Annotated in this window: 15 protein-coding genes, 15 tRNA genes and 1 rRNA gene; 3 read left to right on the top strand and 28 right to left on the bottom strand. The window is 33.2% G+C overall.

Annotated features, from left to right (window positions below; translation table 11 throughout):
• Positions 1 to 4 precede the first annotated feature (4 nt).
• The 6 genes from B5V89_RS18015 to B5V89_RS17985 all read right to left on the bottom strand — a co-directional run bounded on the left by B5V89_RS18015 (position 5) and on the right by B5V89_RS17985 (position 10,368).
• Positions 5 to 1,018, bottom strand: a complete 1,014-nt coding sequence (locus tag B5V89_RS18015) for an SIR2 family protein (RefSeq protein ID WP_108073342.1) — start codon at positions 1,016 to 1,018, stop codon at positions 5 to 7.
• A 246-nt stretch (positions 1,019 to 1,264) separates the two neighbouring features.
• Positions 1,265 to 3,310: a DUF262 domain-containing protein gene (locus tag B5V89_RS18005; protein ID WP_108073340.1), complete on the bottom strand. Its 2,046-nt coding sequence runs from the start codon at positions 3,308 to 3,310 to the stop codon at positions 1,265 to 1,267.
• 193 nt (positions 3,311 to 3,503) lie between these two features.
• Positions 3,504 to 6,569 carry a type I restriction endonuclease subunit R gene (locus tag B5V89_RS18000; RefSeq protein ID WP_108073338.1) on the bottom strand — a complete coding sequence of 1,022 codons (3,066 nt, stop codon included), beginning with the start codon at positions 6,567 to 6,569 and terminating at the stop codon, positions 3,504 to 3,506.
• Between the two features lie 27 nt (positions 6,570 to 6,596).
• Positions 6,597 to 7,772, bottom strand: coding sequence for a restriction endonuclease subunit S (locus B5V89_RS17995; protein ID WP_108073336.1), 1,176 nt, complete (start codon positions 7,770 to 7,772; stop codon positions 6,597 to 6,599).
• Positions 7,772 to 9,322: a type I restriction-modification system subunit M gene (locus B5V89_RS17990; protein WP_108073335.1), complete on the bottom strand. Its 1,551-nt coding sequence runs from the start codon at positions 9,320 to 9,322 to the stop codon at positions 7,772 to 7,774. Before B5V89_RS17990 ends, B5V89_RS17995 begins: the two co-directional genes overlap by 1 nt.
• A 107-nt stretch (positions 9,323 to 9,429) precedes the next feature.
• Positions 9,430 to 10,368, bottom strand: coding sequence for a hypothetical protein (locus tag B5V89_RS17985; protein WP_108073333.1), 939 nt, complete (start codon positions 10,366 to 10,368; stop codon positions 9,430 to 9,432).
• Between the two features lie 417 nt (positions 10,369 to 10,785).
• On the opposite strand from B5V89_RS17985, the gene B5V89_RS17980 reads away from it, so the two are divergent.
• Positions 10,786 to 11,139 carry a hypothetical protein gene (locus tag B5V89_RS17980; RefSeq protein ID WP_108073331.1) on the top strand — a complete coding sequence of 118 codons (354 nt, stop codon included), beginning with the start codon at positions 10,786 to 10,788 and terminating at the stop codon, positions 11,137 to 11,139.
• A gap of 54 nt (positions 11,140 to 11,193) precedes the next feature.
• On the opposite strand, the gene B5V89_RS17975 is transcribed toward B5V89_RS17980, so the two are convergent.
• From B5V89_RS17975 to B5V89_RS17950, 6 genes are all read right to left on the bottom strand, one after another.
• Complete coding sequence (locus B5V89_RS17975; RefSeq protein ID WP_108073330.1) at positions 11,194 to 11,991, bottom strand: hypothetical protein; 798 nt, start codon at positions 11,989 to 11,991, stop codon at positions 11,194 to 11,196.
• 38 nt (positions 11,992 to 12,029) lie between these two features.
• Positions 12,030 to 13,058: a hypothetical protein gene (locus B5V89_RS17970; RefSeq protein WP_108073329.1), complete on the bottom strand. Its 1,029-nt coding sequence runs from the start codon at positions 13,056 to 13,058 to the stop codon at positions 12,030 to 12,032.
• 93 nt (positions 13,059 to 13,151) lie between these two features.
• Positions 13,152 to 13,493, bottom strand: a complete 342-nt coding sequence (locus B5V89_RS17965) for a helix-turn-helix domain-containing protein (RefSeq protein ID WP_108073327.1) — start codon at positions 13,491 to 13,493, stop codon at positions 13,152 to 13,154.
• A gap of 354 nt (positions 13,494 to 13,847) precedes the next feature.
• Entirely contained in the window at positions 13,848 to 14,138 is a 291-nt protein-coding gene (locus B5V89_RS17960) for a helix-turn-helix domain-containing protein (RefSeq protein WP_108073326.1), read from the bottom strand.
• Positions 14,139 to 14,321: 183 nt separating this feature from the next.
• On the bottom strand, positions 14,322 to 15,092 hold the full coding sequence (locus B5V89_RS17955; RefSeq protein WP_181294710.1) for a DUF1385 domain-containing protein: 771 nt from the start codon (positions 15,090 to 15,092) through the stop codon (positions 14,322 to 14,324).
• Between the two features lie 27 nt (positions 15,093 to 15,119).
• Positions 15,120 to 15,980: a hypothetical protein gene (locus tag B5V89_RS17950; protein WP_108073323.1), complete on the bottom strand. Its 861-nt coding sequence runs from the start codon at positions 15,978 to 15,980 to the stop codon at positions 15,120 to 15,122.
• Between the two features lie 437 nt (positions 15,981 to 16,417).
• Here B5V89_RS17950 and B5V89_RS17945 point away from each other — a divergent pair, with 437 nt between their 5' ends.
• Positions 16,418 to 16,741 carry a DUF771 domain-containing protein gene (locus tag B5V89_RS17945; protein ID WP_033829747.1) on the top strand — a complete coding sequence of 108 codons (324 nt, stop codon included), beginning with the start codon at positions 16,418 to 16,420 and terminating at the stop codon, positions 16,739 to 16,741.
• Positions 16,742 to 16,859: 118 nt separating this feature from the next.
• Complete coding sequence (locus tag B5V89_RS17940; protein ID WP_108073321.1) at positions 16,860 to 17,969, top strand: site-specific integrase; 1,110 nt, start codon at positions 16,860 to 16,862, stop codon at positions 17,967 to 17,969.
• Positions 17,970 to 18,116: 147 nt separating this feature from the next.
• Here the strand turns inward: B5V89_RS17940 and B5V89_RS17935 are convergent.
• The 16 genes from B5V89_RS17935 to rrf form a co-directional block, all read right to left on the bottom strand.
• A tRNA-Leu gene (locus B5V89_RS17935) sits at positions 18,117 to 18,198 on the bottom strand.
• A gap of 6 nt (positions 18,199 to 18,204) precedes the next feature.
• A tRNA-Cys gene (locus B5V89_RS17930) sits at positions 18,205 to 18,278 on the bottom strand.
• 5 nt (positions 18,279 to 18,283) lie between these two features.
• Positions 18,284 to 18,358: transfer RNA gene (locus B5V89_RS17925), tRNA-Gly, on the bottom strand.
• A gap of 3 nt (positions 18,359 to 18,361) precedes the next feature.
• Positions 18,362 to 18,433 (bottom strand) — tRNA-Gln (locus B5V89_RS17920).
• Positions 18,434 to 18,471: 38 nt separating this feature from the next.
• Positions 18,472 to 18,547 (bottom strand) — tRNA-His (locus B5V89_RS17915).
• 2 nt (positions 18,548 to 18,549) lie between these two features.
• Positions 18,550 to 18,623, bottom strand: a tRNA-Trp gene (locus B5V89_RS17910).
• Positions 18,624 to 18,630: 7 nt separating this feature from the next.
• Positions 18,631 to 18,714: transfer RNA gene (locus B5V89_RS17905), tRNA-Tyr, on the bottom strand.
• A gap of 23 nt (positions 18,715 to 18,737) precedes the next feature.
• Positions 18,738 to 18,813: transfer RNA gene (locus B5V89_RS17900), tRNA-Thr, on the bottom strand.
• Positions 18,814 to 18,834: 21 nt separating this feature from the next.
• Positions 18,835 to 18,910, bottom strand: a tRNA-Phe gene (locus B5V89_RS17895).
• 21 nt (positions 18,911 to 18,931) lie between these two features.
• Positions 18,932 to 19,008 (bottom strand) — tRNA-Asp (locus B5V89_RS17890).
• 18 nt (positions 19,009 to 19,026) lie between these two features.
• Positions 19,027 to 19,100 (bottom strand) — tRNA-Met (locus tag B5V89_RS17885).
• Between the two features lie 9 nt (positions 19,101 to 19,109).
• A tRNA-Val gene (locus B5V89_RS17880) sits at positions 19,110 to 19,185 on the bottom strand.
• Between the two features lie 26 nt (positions 19,186 to 19,211).
• Positions 19,212 to 19,286, bottom strand: a tRNA-Glu gene (locus B5V89_RS17875).
• Between the two features lie 10 nt (positions 19,287 to 19,296).
• A tRNA-Ser gene (locus tag B5V89_RS17870) sits at positions 19,297 to 19,388 on the bottom strand.
• A 3-nt stretch (positions 19,389 to 19,391) separates the two neighbouring features.
• A tRNA-Asn gene (locus B5V89_RS17865) sits at positions 19,392 to 19,466 on the bottom strand.
• A gap of 9 nt (positions 19,467 to 19,475) precedes the next feature.
• A 5S ribosomal RNA gene (gene rrf, locus B5V89_RS17860) occupies positions 19,476 to 19,592 on the bottom strand.
• Between the last annotated feature and the right edge of the window lie 178 nt (positions 19,593 to 19,770).

The raw sequence follows: 19,770 nt of genomic DNA, 5'->3' as shown, positions 1-19,770 counted from the left end.
TCTCCTATGTAAATGTTTTTATGAATTCTTTTAATTCCCAGATCGATAAATTAATCTCTAAATCATCTCTATTAGGAAATACTAGATTAGAACCCTCTCCACATTCTTCAATACCAAGTATTTTTGAATTCTCGTTTGTTTTTATAAACTCTCTTGCCTTTGGTGTTAATTCTTTTGAAATTATAATAATTGGTGTTTGGGAATTCCTCATTTTCTGCATTAACTTTGGCTGAATGTGATCGTCATTAAATCCGAAACCTATAATTAATAATGATTTTGCTTCTAGAAAGACCGTATCCACCCTTGTAATTAATGTTCTAAAAGGATCATCATGAGTATGTTGATATTTGTTTTTACCAGGGGTTACCATTACAGGAAATAGGTTTTCTGTATTTTGAAAGCTATCTGGCAATGCTAATATCTCGTTTATTGAGGTAGTGTACCAATCAAGAGAACCATGAACTTTTAAAATCTCAATCTTATTTAATACTTTTTCCTTATTAAATTTTCCATCAAATCTTTGTATGTACTTTCCTAAAAATCCAGAGTAGTAATTAAAACCTGCATAATCAACTGCATATTCTACTAAGCGATCATAATTTGTAGTTACAATCTTGATTTGAGGATTAGCCGTCTCACTAAGATGCGTTATTAATAAACTTAAAGGCATATCTACCTCACCTAAAACCAATTTTTCTCTAATCTCAATATCCTTTGGTAAGATTAATTCCTTAGTTTTTAAAACAACTTCTTTTTCCAAACGTTTGGAAATATCCACTTTGTGTAATGCTGTTTCTAGGTCTAAACCATTATTTAGATATTGCTTAAATTTCTCCCACAATTCTTTTTCATCTTCAGTAGCAATTATTTCCTTCGTAAGATAGTTTGCTAATTGCCCCATACCCGCTATGCCATATGCTGCCGAAGCACCACTTCCGATTACGATTACAGGAATTTTAGATATGGAATCTTGTATAAATTTCAGTACATCTTTAGGTATTTCATTATTATTTGACATAAAAATCACCTTATTTTAACTGTTCTCTAAAGAAGTTCGTTAATAACGCTCTTTTGGTTTGAATGGATAAAATATTCTAGTAACTTTTGTGGTAGTTAAAGCGAAACATTCTTCTCAATGCCTTCTATAAAGTTTCATTTAAAATGCTTATAACTTGCTTTTTTACTGACCACAATTTCGGGGTCTAACATCAGATGTTCCTATTGTAATCATATATCTCTATAAAAAAATACAAGTATAAAAAATCTATTTAATTATGAAATATACATCTTCCTCAATACCGTATTCTTTTGCCAATAATTGTATATAACTGTATATATCTTTTGCACTAAAATGTGTTTCTAAATAAATATCGGTAGTAATATTTATTGGTTTTCTAAAGTTTTCCTGATTTGTAGAAATTAATTTTTTATAATTATTATTCTGTAATAGTGAATAAAATAGTTCTCTATCGAAATCTAATAGTTGTAAACACATTTCTGTAAGCATTTCTTTCCAGGTGGTTACTACTATTTCTTCATCATCAAAAATGAGCTTGTCTGGCTTATAGCCTGTGACATTTAAGTTTTCAGATATTGAATATTCAATACTTGATTGAAGTACATTACCTTCTGTATCTTTATAATTATCTACTGGCATGGGCCAAATCTCATTAGCTATCTCAAATAATTTGTTTGCTCGATGTATAATACTTTCTTTATTCCAATTATCGTATTGATTTATATCCCTTGTAATTTTAATATTAGAATTAGCATAAAAATCTTTCTTTTCCCCAAAACTTTTATTAGACATTTCCGAGTTGTATTTTGTTAATGTAAGATTTCCTATAGTATCTCTGTACACCTTATGTACTTCTTCTGCATCCCTTCCTAAATCAATGTTCCATTTTGGTGTTATCACTTTAGGCATTATATGTTCTATAGTCAAATCAATGTTTTCAACAACTTCTTTATGAAAGTGCTTTTCTATACTATATAAAGTGTATGTAGCTATATCTTTTCTACTGCGATAAATCTCAAATTCTACGAAGTGACGCTTAAACTCTTCATTCCTCGGAAAAATTGCACTTCCGTCTTTACTCATTAAATAATCAATAACAGAATCAATATGCGATTTCCCTGCGTTTTTATTAGCAGCAACATTTTTTGCCATTGAAGCGAATACTTTATTTAAAGCATTTGTTGGTTTTGCACATATGGCTCTTCTGTATAAGTAAGAGTTAATAAGTTCAATTGTTTGTATCAATTCAAATTCATCAATGACTTGTTTATGAAAAAAGTCATCAAATAATTCTAACAAATAAGGATAGACGACAGTAGATTTCAATTGTTGTAAACTCCATAGCCGCTCATTAATAGATTCTATATCAGAATTTAAATTAATAAACCAATGATAATATTTTGCATACTTAACTAACTCTCTTAAGATGTCCTCACTAGAGTAATGATTTTTATAATAAAACTTTTTGAACTCTGAGTAAACTTTTTGTTTATTCACCGTTGTTCCACTTTCCATTGACAAGAAGCCCCGTATAAATTCTGATATCCTTGCATTCGAAAGAAACTTTTCGATTGTTATCCAATATTTTTTATATAATTTAGATTGATCATCATAATCTAAACTCATTAGAACAAAGTTTCTAATTAAATCTGCTTCCGTTAGAGAAAGACCTGTAGAATTTAAACTTTCGAAAATTATCTGTGGATTTTCCTTTGGCGAATTTTTATCTAAAGAAATATATACAATCTCAACTAAAGAAAGTGCGTCAAATATTGAATTTGGGTCATATTTCGAGTTATTGATAAGTGTTTTAAATAATTCATAATTAGTAAATACTTTAGATTCCTTAGCATTAGGAACTGATTCAATTAAATCTGAGTAGGCTTTTCTGTCATCCTCAACAGGTTTTAATTTTAATTTATATTGATCATCAACGAATTTATTAATAATATATGTATCAAAAATCTCTTCTTTACGGCCTTTTTCTGCAGGATTATTTGCATCCAACAAATCATATATAGCTTTTAAAAGCAAAAATGTTGTTGTTATTCTTTGTTGGCCATCAATAATAATCCTTTCCATTATTAGACCAGGTTTCTCATTAGATACAAAAACGATAGTACCTAAAAAATGTCCACCTCCAGAGTTTTCTTCTAAAATAGCTTCTACATCTCTAAAATATTGTTTAACTTGATCCTTGGTCCATTCATAATTTCTCTGATAAACTGGTATATTAAACGTACTTTTATGTTCACCTAACAGTTTTAATAGTTTAATTGGTCCTGCTTCCAAGACATATTCCCTCCTTTAGATAAATCTATCATACTTATATAAAGCTGGGGAAAAGCAAAACAGATACTATCTTATACGCTTTTCCCCCTACTCAAATTATTGGATTGTTTGTAATGCCAATTTAAGATAAATCCCTGCTTACTCAAACTCTCTTCCCTTAGGAATTTATTCTGGGACTTACAAACTTTTTGTATCATGCATTCAACGGCCAATCTCTATACTGTTCCTCAGCCTGTTTCATGACAGCGTTTGTAATAAATTCAAGCTGCTTTCCTTTGATTTTCTCTCGTATTAATACTTTCTTAACTGATAACTTAACTTTGGCATAAATATCTCTTCGGTGTTCACTCGTCCAATCTACTGAAAGCTGTTTTTTAACTTCTTTTACAATTTTGTGTATCAAATCGGCAATAAACTGATTATCAAACGCTTCTAATTCCAATGAAGTTATCACTTTATAAAACTCAATTTCTTCATCAGATAAGCCCAATTCTTGTCTTTGCTTTGCCTCTTCGTCAACTTCCTTTTTCATTTGTACCATCATTCTAACTACGTCTGCAGCTTGAATGATTCTATTATGGTAGTCTTTTAACGTTTTCTGAAGAAGCTCATTCATGTCTCGCTCTTTTGGGCTTCCTTTTTTATAATTCAGCTGGATATGATCCTCTAGCAATTTTTGCAAGAGTTTTAAGCGTAAATCCTCATGCTCTTTCTTTTCAGTATCTTTTAGAAAGTTTTCATCTAAAATGCTTATATCAGGCTTTTCAATTCCTGCTACTTTAAATAAATCAACTGGTTCTTTCGTTAATAGATGATCGTCTACTAATTTCGTTAAACGTTCTTCAAGTGTTTGATTATTCTCTGGACGAAAAGGAGGTGGTGCTATATGTTTTCTAAGTTGTATTCTCACCATCTGCATTAACGTTATTGCATTTGCATACTTAAGTACTTCTTCTCTATGTTTTACAAGTGTATATGCTTTTTCTGCTTTTACACACTCCTCAATAAATTCCTCAGGGTCTGCATTTAGCTGATCATTTACAATGTCTGCAATCAAATCTTCCCTTGTTACTTTATCTAAAGACCGCCAATTAAAAATATCATATTGCTTCGGTATATAACTTTTTGCTCTCTCAAAATTACGATAGAAAATCTCTAGAGCTTGTCTTATATCTGCATCAGATGTTTTCGTTGCATTATTGCCAGTATACTTCTGTGTTGCCTCTTTTAAATTTGTTGATATACCAATAAAATCAACTATCAGGCCACCTTCTTTTCCAGGAAACACTCGGTTTACCCTTGCAATCGCCTGGATCAGATTATGACCATGCATCGGTTTGTCCACATATAGGAATGATAAATTAGGTGAGTCAAATCCAGTTAGCCACATACTAACAACAATAACAAATTTTAATGGATCATCTGGATTTCGAAGTCGCGCTTTAACTTCCTCTTGTTCCTCTTTCGTTTTAATGTGAGCGTATTTACTTCCTTCATTTTTCTCGCGCCATTCTTTTGGATCTTTTGATACTTCACCAGTCATGATTACTTCTATTTCAGGACAATCAGAAATTTGACGCATTTGATTATATAAACGAACAGCTATTTTACGACTCATACAAACAACCATTCCTTTTTGAAATGGGTTTGCAGCCGCGTTAAAATGAGAAACGATAGAATGAGCTAACGTTTTTAGTCTCTTTGGTGTACCTACTACTTTTTCTAATGCTGCCCATTTTAATTTATATGCTTCTGTTTCCTCTTCCAGTGACCCAATATCTTGCATTAATTGTTTATACTCTTCATTGATATCTCCACCAGTTAAATCTAATGGAATTAATCTACTTTCATAATAAAGTGGTAATACTGCTTTATCTTCAACAGCTTGAGCCATATCATATCGATGGATAATGTGTCCAAAGATTTCTTGTGTATTGTTTCCTAATAATTGCACAGGTGTACCAGTAAAACCAATGAAAGAAGCATTAGAAAGCGCATAACGCATCTGAGCAGCAAATCCACCGTCAAATCCACTTTGAGTACGATGAGCTTCATCGGAGACAACGATTACATTCCTTCTTTCAGATAAAACTGGATGGTGTTCTTCCCCATCCTTTAAACGAAACTTCTCAATGGTGGAAAATACAATTTTACCTGCTTCTCCTTTTAAAAGCTCTCTTAATTCATCAGAGCTTGTGGCATGTTCAATATGACCAATCATGGAGCGACCTTCCATAAAAGTGTCATGCAACTGCTGATCTAAGTCGGTTCTGTCAACTTGAACAACAATAGTTGGATTCTCTAACTCTGGGTGCTTTGATAGAATATTTGAGAAAAATAACATACTTAATGATTTTCCAGAACCCGTGGTATGGTACATAACTCCGATACGACGGTCACCATCTGGTCGTGTTGCTCTTATTGCCTCTTTTACTGCAAAAGAAACACCAAAATACTGGTGATACTTTGCACCGATCTTAACATGATTACTGCCACCTTTATCAAGAAAGACGATAAAATTACGAATATAATTTAATAACCGCTCTTTCGGAAACAAACCATTTATAAGTGTCCGCATTGTATTTGCTTTATTATTATCGACTGTTTCACCATCCATTGACTTCCATGATGCAAAGAAGTCATAGGGGGCTGAAGGCATGCCATGTTTTGTTTCAGTGTTATCTGAAACAACCACAAATGCATTATATTCAAAAAGTTGAGCTATATCCAACGTATAATTACGAATTTGTGTATAGGCATCAAATACACTTGCATTTGGATTATTTGGACCTTTTAATTCAAAAACAACCAGCGGCAAACCGTTTACATAAATAACAATGTCCGGTCTACGTGACATTCTACCCTCAATCGATAACTGGTTGACCACAAGAAAGTCATTATTTTTAGGCTCTTCCCAATCAATAGGATAGGCATGAACAAACTTTTCTTCATTATCTATCTCATACTTAAAATCGATCCCTTTTACCGCTAATTGATGAAATTCAAAGTTCCGATTTTGCCAACCTACCCCCTCTGGTAAAAGGAATAGCGAAGCCAAACGTTTAATATCCAATACTGGAATATATGGATACTTCTTCTTTAAAAAACTCTCCAAACGGTTAGGAAGGACAACTTCTTGTAGTCGTTCTCTCTCACCACGTTGGAAAAGATCTTGAGCATGAAGATATTCATACCCTAATCGTTTTAGCCGTTCTATCGTCGTTTCTTCAAATTCAGATTCACCTAGAGGTCTTGTCATGGCGTTTACACCTCCGTTAGTAAAATGTTATAGTACTTCTTTAATTTGCTTTTCTGCCCTTGTTACGTCAATTTCCCCGGATAAAAGACGAGGAAGTAGATAGTCACGAATTTGACTTAATCTAGTATTTTCTATTGAATTTAAACGAACATTATCAAACCACTTTTTTGTAGTCTCATAAAATCTATTCATTTGTTCTGAATTAATATTTGGTAAGTTATATTCAAGTAATATGTCATTTTGAATTCTTTGTCTTCCAGATGTCCCTACCATACTTTGTTTTGCAAACTCTTGGAAGTTTGGATCCTTAATTAAACAGTAAAGAAATTGGGGGCACGAATATTCACTTGCTCTAAAAACTAGAAATTCAGTTGAACCAAAAGCAATCTCACCCTCGGATAGAAAATCAACAAACGCTGATTTTCCATTTTCAAGACATGGAGTAATTCTTGCAAGAAGAACATCATTCTGCATAAATTTAGTTCCAGATTTAAATTCTCTTTCAATTATGTCTTCATTCGATACACTCATTTGATCTGTTGGTAATGCCTTCATATCTACATATTTTAGAACCGTCCCTTTTTTAACAGAAATTCTTGGGTTTAAAGTTATGTAGTCACTTAATTTTTTTGCGTTATTAGTATCGGAATTATCTAAAAGTATCTTTTTATATAATGTTAATGCCATTTTTTCTAGAGTTTTATTAATCTTGGTATTAAGATTAATTTTGTCATCTATATTAGTTAATATATTTGAAATCTGTTCTTGTACATTTAATGGAGGTAATGAAATCTGATATTTCATTATTTCATCTTTATCACCTCTTGGCATTTTAGCACCTTTTGCACCAGACATTACATAATCAAAAAAATTATCTGTAAACAAACAATAGTAAAGAAACCTATTTAAAATTTTTTGGGGATTACTATTACGAATCACTAGTACATCATTTGAACAACCACCAGTCTTATCTGCATACCATATTTTTTTAAAATATGGTCTAATGTTGGAAATTAAAATATCACCTGGTTTATATCGAGAAACAGTTTTAGTTGATGGTAGTGATGAAGCATAGGTTATTCCTTGTCTATTTGAAAACATATTCTCAGTGGAGATATAATTTAATATCGTTAAATCATCCACACTAATTCTGTCAGTACTATAATAACTTACATCTTTTAAATACACATCTTTCCATTCCATCAAATTAATCCCTCCAAGTCCTTCCTAATTTTCTCTTGAAGGTGATTAGATTCTTCAAATTGCTCAAAAAGTTGTTGAGTTAATTCAGCCATTTTTTCTTCATATGGTACATCGTCTTCTTCTGACTCTTCAGTTCCAACATATATGCCTGGGGTTAGCTTATAATCATTCTTTTTAACTTCATCAATTGTCGAAACCTTGCAAAATCCTGCAACATCTTCATACTCTTTAGAAGTATCCTTATTTTTGAAGTTATGATAAACAGCAGCTATTTTATCAACTTCTTCTTTTGATAAAGCTTTTTGTTTACGGCTAACTAAAGTTCCCATTTTACGAGCATCAATAAATAAAATTTCGTTTTTACGTTCACGGAAGCCTTCTTTTCCATCTCGATTCTTACTTAAGAAGAACAAGCAGCATGGAATACCTGTAGTAAAGAAAAGTTTTTCTGGTAATTGCACAATGCAATCAACATAGCCTTCGTCCACTAAACGTTCACGAACTTCTTTCTCCTCTTTAAGATTTGTGGTCATCGCACCATTAGCCATTACAAAACCTGCTGTTCCTTTACTGCTTAAATGGTATAGAAAATGTTGCATCCACATATAGTTAGCGTTACTATTTGTTACCGGTCCAATTAATCGAGGATCATCCTTAGAAACACGTTCTGCTCCCCAATCCTTTTGATTAAATGGGGGATTAGCGATAACATAATCGGCTTCTAAATCTGGAAATTGGTCATTAAGTAATGAGTCACCTAAACGAATGTCTGCGTTTATCCCGTGAAGAAGGACATTCATTTTTCCAAGGCGAACCGTTGTTGTCACATTCTCTTGACCGTAAAAAGAAAGTTCCCTTTTCCTCGGTGCATAGTCCTCACTTTGAATAAACATCCCACCACTACCACATGCAGGGTCAAAAACTTTTCCACTAATAGGCTCAAGCATGGCCACTAATAATTGAACTATACTAGATGGAGTAAAAAACTCTCCTCCTCTATTACCTTCTGAAGAAGCAAAAGAGCTGATAAAGTATTCATATGTTCTACCTAATATATCAACACTTCTTTTATCCTTAGCACTAAAAACGTCTCTAGAAAATATTTCAATTAGACCTGAAACATTTTCTGCTGGTAAATTTGAGCTTTGATATATACGTGGAAGCATTCCTTCTAATTCGGAATTCTCTTCTTCCAATCGCTTCATTGCTATATCTAAAATTTCTTTAATATTTGGCTGTTTAGCATTTTTTACAATATAAGACCAACGTGATTCTTCTGGAACAAAATATACATTTTCAGCACGATACAAGTCTCGATCTTCACTTATAATTTCATACATTTCCTGGTCTGGTGCATACCAATCACTACTTGGATCCTTTGTCATGGTTTCAATTTCTACTTGCCGTTGCTCAAACTTATTGGAAAGGTATCTTAAAAAAATAAGTGGAAGAACATGATGTTTATAGTCGGATGGTGCAATACTCCCTCTCATTTTGTTTGCCGCATCAAATAAATCCTTCTGAAAATCTATATCTGCTTTAACTGTCATACTTTCTCCTCCGATGTTCGTTACATTTATACTCTATTTTACCATAAGAATAGGAACTTTGAACCTTGACAAGGGAACATTAACTCCGTTGTAAAATCAACATGAACTTATTCTATAAAATGCTTAGGACTTACATATTTTAATATCAATGCTGCCTTTAATAATTGAAATAGTTTTAAAACGTCTTCTTGAGTAATGGAATCATAATCATGAAATCCATGTGTAATCGAATTTCGATTTAGTTCTTTGTTAAGTTGTTCTGGAATTGATACAAATGTCTTTTCGTACATCCTTAGTACAGACTGTGCAAACACTTTAATGAATCCTTCTTGGCCATTTTCTTCATTTGTCAACTTTTGAATTTTATAATATAGCCGTTTCTGTTTAGGTTTCAGATTAACTGCAATTTCTTCTTCAGTAATATTTCCTTCATACCATGAAGCTACTATATGTTCGAATGTAGAAAACAATGGAAACGTGCACAACTTATAATATCCTGCCCTATATGCTTCATAAGTTTCTGTAATCAGAGACGCATGTAATTCATATATTGGATCACCTGTAATTTCCAGAACATACTCATCTAGTTTTGAATCAATGTAATCTGCATAATGACTTACTTCTTCATTTTCGAAAGCATCTAAAAGGTCAACATCTATACACCATAAGTTATCTTCTTGTTCCTTTAAGAAGGCATCTATTTCTTTAAGTCTTTCTGCCGCAGCCTTACTTAAGGCATCCCAATCAATCCCCTTTAAAGGTTCTGTTAATTGATTAATGGCTTCTGTTATTTGTGTAAATGGTCTTAGAGCCTCGCTAATTTGTTTTTGCATTTCAGTAATAGGTTCAATTAGTTTTCTTCTTAAATCTATAACTGGTTGTACACTTGAAAGAAATTGCTTTTGAATTTCATTAATCCGCTCTTTAAATTCTTCGCCTATGTATGGAAGTTGATAATCTTTTGGTCTAAGAGAATCAGTGTTATCGAAATTATTACCATTTTCCTCCGTCTCTTTATTATCTACATAATTCTCTTTGTCGCTCACTTAGTTCATCCCCCTTTTTAATGATATTTTAAATCTTTCACTAGGTTTCATAAAAAATATTTCCCTATTAGGCATTAAAATTTTATAAAATTTTCTAGCCCAACCTAGTATTAATTTTACCCTATGTAACGAGAATTCGAGCCCCGGGTATATCATTTTATACCGCCTCATTTATCAGCACCCCTTCGGGTAAAATATTTACTCCTTCGATGTTTATTATCCGCAATTATTAGCATAGATGAAGAAATTTACTAGCGTTTCCGTAGCCTTTCCTCTCATACCTCTCTCTAATTTTTATTTTTTCATCTTATAAATATTGCAAACTATTTATTTTTACTATTTTACAAGGAAGTGATTAATTTCTAATACTTTTTTTCAGATGATTTTCAGTTAAAAATTCAGAAAGGAATGATGTAAATGCATTATTGTCATTTATGCGGAGAAAGAATTGAAAAAAAAGAGGGGTATATCGGCACAAAGGAGGAAAAATTAATTCATTCGTGCTTCAATTGCTATATTGGCACCTTGGAGCCAATCAAATTTGATAATGAAAAAGTACGATATCCATTAGTTGGATTACGCGATATTCAACTTCATGATTCTATTGTCTTTTATAATGTAGCTGGAAAAGAATTAGCAAGGATATATCTAAAATCATATAATGAAGGAATGATAGACTTTATAAAGTCAAAATTGCAAAGAGATTTTGGGATCACAGAAGATGAATTAATCATTATTATCGAACCATTTGATGTTAAACTAAAAGTATAATTTGAACATGAAGTCTATGATTTGCTTATAGAAAGTGGGCAATGATTGCCCACTTTATTTTATTGCATTAGTATATGGACACCAGTTCAACTCTCTTTCTTTGTTCTTGATAAATGTCCAACTGTTTCCCGAAAGCATATCAACGATTATTAAATATTGTTTGATACTTAATGCTCCCTTTTCATTAAACTGTTCAATTACATTTTGTATAAATTGAAGCTTAAACTCATTCTTAGTCCTACTTAAATCTTTTTCTTTAAGCTTTTCAATGGCCCAATAACATAATTCTTTCCACCTTTTTAATCGATCTTCCTCATATTTCTCACCCAATAATTCTTTACAACATTTCCTGCACAAATTAAAGTTGTCACGAATATATAAATCCCTTCGAAATTTTATAAATCCTGCACAGACTTCACAACGTAAATCTACAATATTATCAATTTCATGAATGTTATTATCATCTTTATAACAATGATTATATATGTCAAGACAACTTCTACATGTTACATCTTCAATTTTGCCGTTAAAATCTAATATAAAGTTCTTACTTGTTCCAAAGTCCTTTTCACATAAAGTAATAAAATTGTGGATAGAAATATGATTCAATAATTTTGGTTCTTTTATTTTGCCTTTAACAATTACTAGTTTACCAGATTCCCTTATTTCTCTAGCAATTTGTTTAGAGGATTTTATGCTCCCACGTAATCTCTCTCTTAATTCTTCTAACTGTCTCCATCTGGACCAATATTCCTTTTCACTAATTAGATCTTTTTCCATTTTTAGTTCATTTGATAACTGTTTGTATTGAGAAAATAACTTTTGATCATATTTTACAGTAACAATATTCACAATGAATTTCTCCTTTATTTTCATCATTTTTTTCTGGACTATACATGCGGATATTCAGTCATAATTTCATTAAACGGATTCGATAAAAAATCTAATTCAAAAGCATCAGGTAAAAGAATTGGATTTATTCCAATTTTTCTCAGAGTTCTTTCATGAATTTTCAATAGCTGCACATTCTGTTTGTAATTGCTGGCAACAAAACTATTATTATTAGATATAGCTTCGATAGCTTGTTCATAGGTTCCAGCACATTCAATTAATTTTAGTAGGCTAATTATTTTGGATTTCATACTATTAGTTAAGTTGCTAGAAAATATAATATTTTCAGCCAAACAAAATTTGTAATAATTCTCCATACCAATATTTTTGTTATATGCATTACGAATAATATCGAATGCAATATCTGGATCAAATAAATCAAACATTGCTGAAGCCTCATATTTCTTTCTTATATGTCTAAGTGCTCTTGTGGTACGGTATTGGACTTCTATACGATAGATACCTCGACTAGACTCTATTAGCGTATCAGAGACATTCTGTTTCTTCATATATTCATATTTGTCGTAAAAATTAAACCTTACACTTTTAGACTGCCTATACATACTTCCAGATTTATTTATTTTGTCTTCATAGTGATGTGGTATTTTAGCTTTATTTGCTAGTGAGACGTAGACATCTGTATATGTTGAATGAATTTGCATAGCATAATCAACTCGTGATAAATTCCAACCACAACTTAATTCCGGAAGTGCCTCATGTATCGATAATATAGTTTCATTCAGTGCATCAGTAAGCTTTCGCACATTATGTTGAGAACAATCGAACAACGCTACAGTTAACATTCCTCTCAATAGTACTTCAGGTTCTATCTCTAAAGTAATATAATAAATACCTTTACCTGAATCACTAATATTAAGTCTTCGTATTCCTGGAATTTCTATAGGATTTGAAATGCAGTAATATCTATTGCTGGATAATTTGGTTATCAAATCATTCCCAAATACTTCCTCTAATGCTTTAATCATAGAAAAGTTTGTCTTTAACTTTAATTCAAATGTATGAAGCATCTCAAAACTCTCCCCCATTTTGGTCGTGCATGTCCTGTATATTTTAAAAACTATTACTCAATTGCAGTTGCTATATTCACAAAAACTTTGCGTTTATTTTAAATTTGGTATTAATGATGTCTCTACCATTTCAATACCTTTTTGAAAGCTTTCAATATCCAACTCATTATGGTCCAGTTTTTTAACAAGTATTTTTAAATCTGTTATTTTGTCATTGACTTCATGAAATGTACTTGTTTCTTCCAGGAAATATTCCAGTGGTTTATCAAAAATGTGTATGAGTTTCAACAATTGATCTACCTTTAATTGTGTTTGCCCTTGCTCCAAACGCCAGTAAGCATGGAGTTCAATCTGCAATCTATCAGCAACGTCCTGTAGGGTATAATTTTTTCCTCTCCTTGCAGCTCTTAACTTTTCATGATTAAATTTCAACATGATTTATCCTCCATTTCCTAATTGAGATATTTTTCTAAAAGTATTATTACCTTCAAGAATGGCGTAATTCATAAAATACTTTCAATTTCTACCAATAAAAAGTCCAATCTATAACATTACTTCACTAATAGCATCTAATGCACATGCAAGTGGGTAAAGTAACTAGTAGAATCATATAAGCTACTAAATACAAGCATTGTATTTATAAGGATTTTTCAAGAATTTTTGAATCCTTATATTTCAATGTTTCTTCCGTTTTTACAAAAACAAATATTTTTCTTGAGTCCTACCTGGTTAATTGTACTTTTCCATTTAGTTAGTATTATTTTTTCTTCCAGCAATATATTTGCTCAATTAGCCTTCAGTTTCCATGTCCTTTTCTACTTTTTCCAATACCATTTCATAAGATCTACATATTATTTTTGCATCTCTAACAGGTAAACCTTGTTCTAACCTTCGTAACCGACTAGGATTTACCCTAGTTTCATTCGCTATAAATGTTCTTGTTAATCCTAATCTGCGTCTCCATTCATATAAATGATTCCCCTCCTCTTTCCATCTAAGTTTTTGGTCTTGTTTATACCTTTTCGCTTTTTCTTCTGGCGTTTCATTCTGCCTCGCTACTAACAAATCAACTAAGTTCATACAATTTTTCCTCCCTTTCGTTTTAAACGCAAAAAAAAACGCTCAGTTCGCCAATTTATAAGACCATAAGATCTTATAATTCTTGACGCCTGAGCGTTTTATCTGAAAGTGATTTATAATATTTATTTATCTTTATCCTAAAATAGTTATCAAAAAGTGTCAATATTCATTTTTAAAAATGATCTATACTTTATTATCATTTCTTTCCGCTTTTAAAAGAGCTTCATATGATGCTACAGCAACTTCTACATGCCTTGATGATGGCTTTGATGTGAATAGAGTATATTGTATAAAACCACCAATCCAATAAAAAGGTGTAAGCATTCTTGATTGAATTAGAAATAATTCATATCCCAAACAAACACTGAGCACACCTAGGAGAAGTAAGTCTGCAATAAAAAGAGAAAAGATAAAGCACCAAAAGAAGAAAAAGACCACAATATTTGATCCACAGCGTCTATGTATTCTTGATTGCATAATTACATCTGAAATCGCTAGACTGGATAATGTACTAAATGATGTATCTGTCATATGTTCAGCAGCATGATACTTACCTAGGTTTGTTATTTTACAAATTACTCCAAATGTAACCAATATAATTGTAAGTAGTAATAAAAAATGGCTTTGAATCAATTCAGCAATAATTGATAAGACGAGCATTGATGAACCTGATGCTATTACACTATTACGAGTCGTTAATACAAGCAGAACCAAAAGTGGAAGAAATATAAATAGATAAAGTTTCCACATTACTATAATCGGATTTATCAATAAGAATAATCCACGTATTATAGGGATTTTGTCAATAACTCTATCTAACTTTGAAGTATCCTTTCTTTTAGTAATATTTATACTAAGCGTTCCATCTCTGTTCCTAATGGCTTTTGAAATATATTTCTCTGAATAAAATATCACACCTTTAAACCTTGCCGCACCACCTTTAATAATTGACATGTTAACCTCCATATAACTGTACTTATACTATTTCAGAGTTGTCAGGCATGTCAAACTCAATAGCTGAATGGCATGTAAGAAGATGAGCTGACACTTATCATAGTCTAAGTTATTTTCATCATAGAATTTATTGAGTTCCTTTAATAAAACAGTCAGTTTTTTTATGAGTAGATTATTTTTTGCTTCAGCATCATATTTTTTCTTCATTAGGACACACATGAAAAATTCATTTATATTTTCAGTAATTGGTGGCCTGTTAAAGACAATGTTAAAAATATATGTTTCATACCCCTTCACAACATCTAAATCCCAAAATTCCTCTTCAGGTTCTAGTTCAAGTGTAGAAAGATTAAGGAGTATATCAATTACATAGGCTTGATACAAAAAATAATTATACATAGATATTAATGTTTCATTTTCATCAGGATATACCCCTGTTATTGTCTCTAATAATTCTATTTTTTCATGCGATAATCCTAAGATCGCACTACAAGTTATATAAAATAATTTTTTTGTAGAAATATTACTCGCTGTATTATCATAATTAACCAAAATATCAAATGCCCTTTGAACAGCTTCAACTTTAGATGAGACATTTTTTATAATATTTTCAAGTTCGTTAAAATCTTTATAAGTTATCTTCACATTTTTTTTGAAATCTGCATACATTCTTATCAAGTCAAGTGACTCATCATCAATTATGTAATGTCCTCTTTCATTTTTTTCTAAATTCATTCCCATATATTTCATTATTCTATTAACTTGATTTCTATGATCTTCCCCTAATCTCTTTGCGACTTGACCCGTTGTATATGTATTTGACATTAATTTCACCCCTAATAAAATTTTTGATAAATATATTAAACGTAACAGTGGTGTAACGGTCAAGCACTTCCCCCCCTCGATAACTCAAAAATATTATGCTAGTGCCACAATTATAATTATCTACTCTTAGTCAGATTTCCATATGGATAAATATTATCTTGACATAAATTATTAAATCCTGTAAATTAATATTTACAAATTAATAAACACCAATAATGAAATAAAAATTAATTACACAATAGACAAAGCGCCTAGCAATAACACATTGCAGCTAGATTCAACTAGATAGGAGTATTTACTTGCACTCAGTCATTTATTTTTTAGCCCAAATAGGCTTTGTTTGAAACACTTATAATAAACTGCCAACACACTTCAGATAAAATGCAAAACAAAAATGCTTTTGCAATAAGTCACAGGTCCATATGGATTCTGTTTCTTGTTGTAAAAGCATTTTTTTGTGCTGCAATGATCGAATAATCATCATGGTGGAGGTATGAAAAATGGAACAACAGCTATCAGTTAATCTAACTATCCCAATCCCGTCTGATACCGTATTAATCTCAAAAGTAGAACTGAAGGAGCTTAAACAGCAACAACTGTATGGAGTCTACTGGTCAATGAAAGATCTCGAAAAAAGAATCAATCGAAAACATGAATGGATTAAAGAAAATATTCTTTATCCATCACATTTCAGAAAAATACTTGATACTGAACATGGTGGTTTTGTCTTCTATCCAAAAACAAAAGGGCAAACTTGGTCTTTTCATGCTTTAAAAATGGCAGACTTTTTGGATAAGAATTTTCACCGAATATTTTCTTCCTAGTAGCAGATATAATTCCTACTACCTTATATGTAACTACAAAACAATATAAGAAATTGTTAAAATAAGGGTGACCTATTTCGGAACTGGCCACCCTTATGAAAAAAAGTGAGGGGAAAATATGGCTAGTATTCAAAAACGAGGAAAAACATATCAGTTTACTGTTAGCCATATGGTTAACGGAAAATCAAAACCTATAAGAAAGGGAGGCTTCCGCACTAAGAAAGAAGCTCAAATTGCAGCTGCAGAGATAGAATCACAGTTAAGTAAAGGACTTCTTCCTCATCTAACTCCAGTGCCAATAGATGACTATTTTGACAAGTGGGTTAGGCTTTATAAAACAAATATCAGTGTTACTACTCGAAAGCATTACGAATACACTTATAAAGCGATCAAAGAATACTTCGGGAGTAAACCTTTACAAGAGATCACCAGACATGATTATCAAATGTTTATTAATCAGTTTGGTTCTAGTAGATCTAAAGAAACAGTAGAAAAGGTAAATACCCATATTCGTGCATGTGTGAAGGACGCAATGGATGAACAAATTATTCATCGTGATTTTACAAGAAATGCTGTAATTACCTATACTGTACCCGCCAAAAAATCAGAAGAAAAGCATCTTAACTATAAAGAAAGCGAGATCTTATTAAAAGAGATTTGGGAGAACATTAACAAGGGATTAGGTTATTCACTACTTCTACTAGGACTAACTTCTGGAATGCGCTTTGGCGAAATGGTTGGACTTACAAGGAAAGATTTTGATTTTAAAAAGAATACGATAAGAATAAATAAAACCTGGGGATATATGAAACGCCATCCTGAAGGTTTCGGACCGACAAAAAACGAACAATCTGTGCGAACGATAACAATGAATCCAACTGTCATGGCTCATTTTAAAAAACTATTTAAAACCATGCCTACAAATATTCATCAGTTGGTTTTCTATAGTCCTACCTCAAAATACAAAGTTATAAGCAACACAAATGCAAACAAGCTATTAAAGAAAACGTTAAGCAATCTTGGTATTGAACCAATCACCATTCACGGGTTACGTCATACACATGCAAGTGTTCTTTTATATAAAAATGTTTCAATTCATTATGTAAGTGAACGACTTGGACATGGTGACATTGATACTACCTTACGAGAGTATACCCACGTCATTAAAGAGTTACGAGAGAAAGAAGAGCAGGCAACAATAGAGATTTTCGAGAAAATGATTGGGTAAAACTTGTGTAAAAAATGTGTAAAATCGTTCGAAAACCAATCGTTTTTAATCGAAACTGAAAAACATAAAAAAACTCGTAAACCCTTATATATCAAGGCTTACGAGCAAATAATTCTTTTCTAAAATTAACTTAAAAAATACTAAAGATACCGGTGGTCGGGGTCGAACCGACACTCCCGAAGGAACACGATTTTGAGTCGTGCGCGTCTGCCAATTCCGCCACACCGGCATAATATGGAGGCGGCAACCGGATTCGAACCGGTGGTAAAGGTTTTGCAGACCTCTGCCTTACCACTTGGCTATGCCGCCATTGTTGGAGCGGAAGACGGGATTCGAACCCGCGACCCCCACCTTGGCAAGGTGGTGTTCTACCACTGAACTACTTCCGCAAACTGGGCTAGCTGGATTCGAACCAACGAATGACGGAGTCAAAGTCCGTTGCCTTACCACTTGGCTATAGCCCAATAATAATATATGATGTAAATATTTATTTGTTCATAAATGGGGCGGATGATGGGAATCGAACCCACGAATGTCGGAACCACAATCCGATGCGTTAACCACTTCGCCACATCCGCCATGGCAGGGGCAGTAGGAATCGAACCCACACTGAAGGTTTTGGAGACCTTAGTTCTACCTTTAAACTATGCCCCTTTAATAATGGTGGAGGGGGACGGATTCGAACCGCCGAACCCGAAGGAGCGGATTTACAGTCCGCCGCGTTTAGCCACTTCGCTACCCCTCCATATCATTACTAAAAGTAATGAATGGTGCCGGCCAGAGGACTTGAACCCCCAACCTACTGATTACAAGTCAGTTGCTCTACCAATTGAGCTAGGCCGGCTTAGTCTATATAATTAATAAATGGTGGCTCGGGACGGAATCGAACCGCCGACACATGGATTTTCAGTCCATTGCTCTACCGACTGAGCTACCGAGCCACTTTATATATTTGAAGAAAATGGCGGTCCGGACGGGACTCGAACCCGCGACCTCCTGCGTGACAGGCAGGCATTCTAACCAGCTGAACTACCGGACCATTTTAATTTCAAATCAATTGCGGAGGCAGGATTTGAACCTGCGACCTTCGGGTTATGAGCCCGACGAGCTACCAGACTGCTCCACCCCGCGACAATAATATGGTGGAGGATGACGGGATCGAACCGCCGACCCCCTGCTTGTAAGGCAGGTGCTCTCCCAGCTGAGCTAATCCTCCAATATGTATAGTTAAAATTTATTAAATGGTGACCCGTACGGGATTCGAACCCGTGTTACCGCCGTGAAAGGGCGGTGTCTTAACCGCTTGACCAACGGGCCACAGTTTAAATGGCGGAGAGCAAGGGATTTGAACCCTTGAGACAGCGTTAACCGTCTACACGATTTCCAATCGTGCTCCTTCGGCCACTCGGACAGCTCTCCTAATGGCTCCGCAGGTAGGATTCGAACCTACGACCGATCGGTTAACAGCCGATAGCTCTACCACTGAGCTACTGCGGAATATTACAAGCTTGGCGACGTCCTACTCTTGCAGGGGGAGATCCCCCAACTACCATCGGCGCTGAGAAGCTTAACTTCCGTGTTCGGGATGGGAACGGGTGTGACCTTCTCGCTATAGCCACCAAACCTTATGGACATATATTATTATATATGATTTTTGAAATTTTTCAAGGATTAATTTAAAATTATTCCTTCAAAACTAGATAGATGAGAAACAGTAATAACGTTGAATCAAATTAGGATAAGTCTTCGACCGATTAGTATCCGTCAGCTCCATGTGTCGCCACACTTCCACCTCGAACCT

The sequence above is a fragment of the Heyndrickxia sporothermodurans genome, from assembly GCF_003055045.1.
GTDB classification, from domain to species: domain Bacteria; phylum Bacillota; class Bacilli; order Bacillales; family Bacillaceae_C; genus Heyndrickxia; species Heyndrickxia sporothermodurans.
Note: the sequence above shows the minus strand (reverse complement) of the source record. Positions and strands in the feature narration are given on the sequence as shown.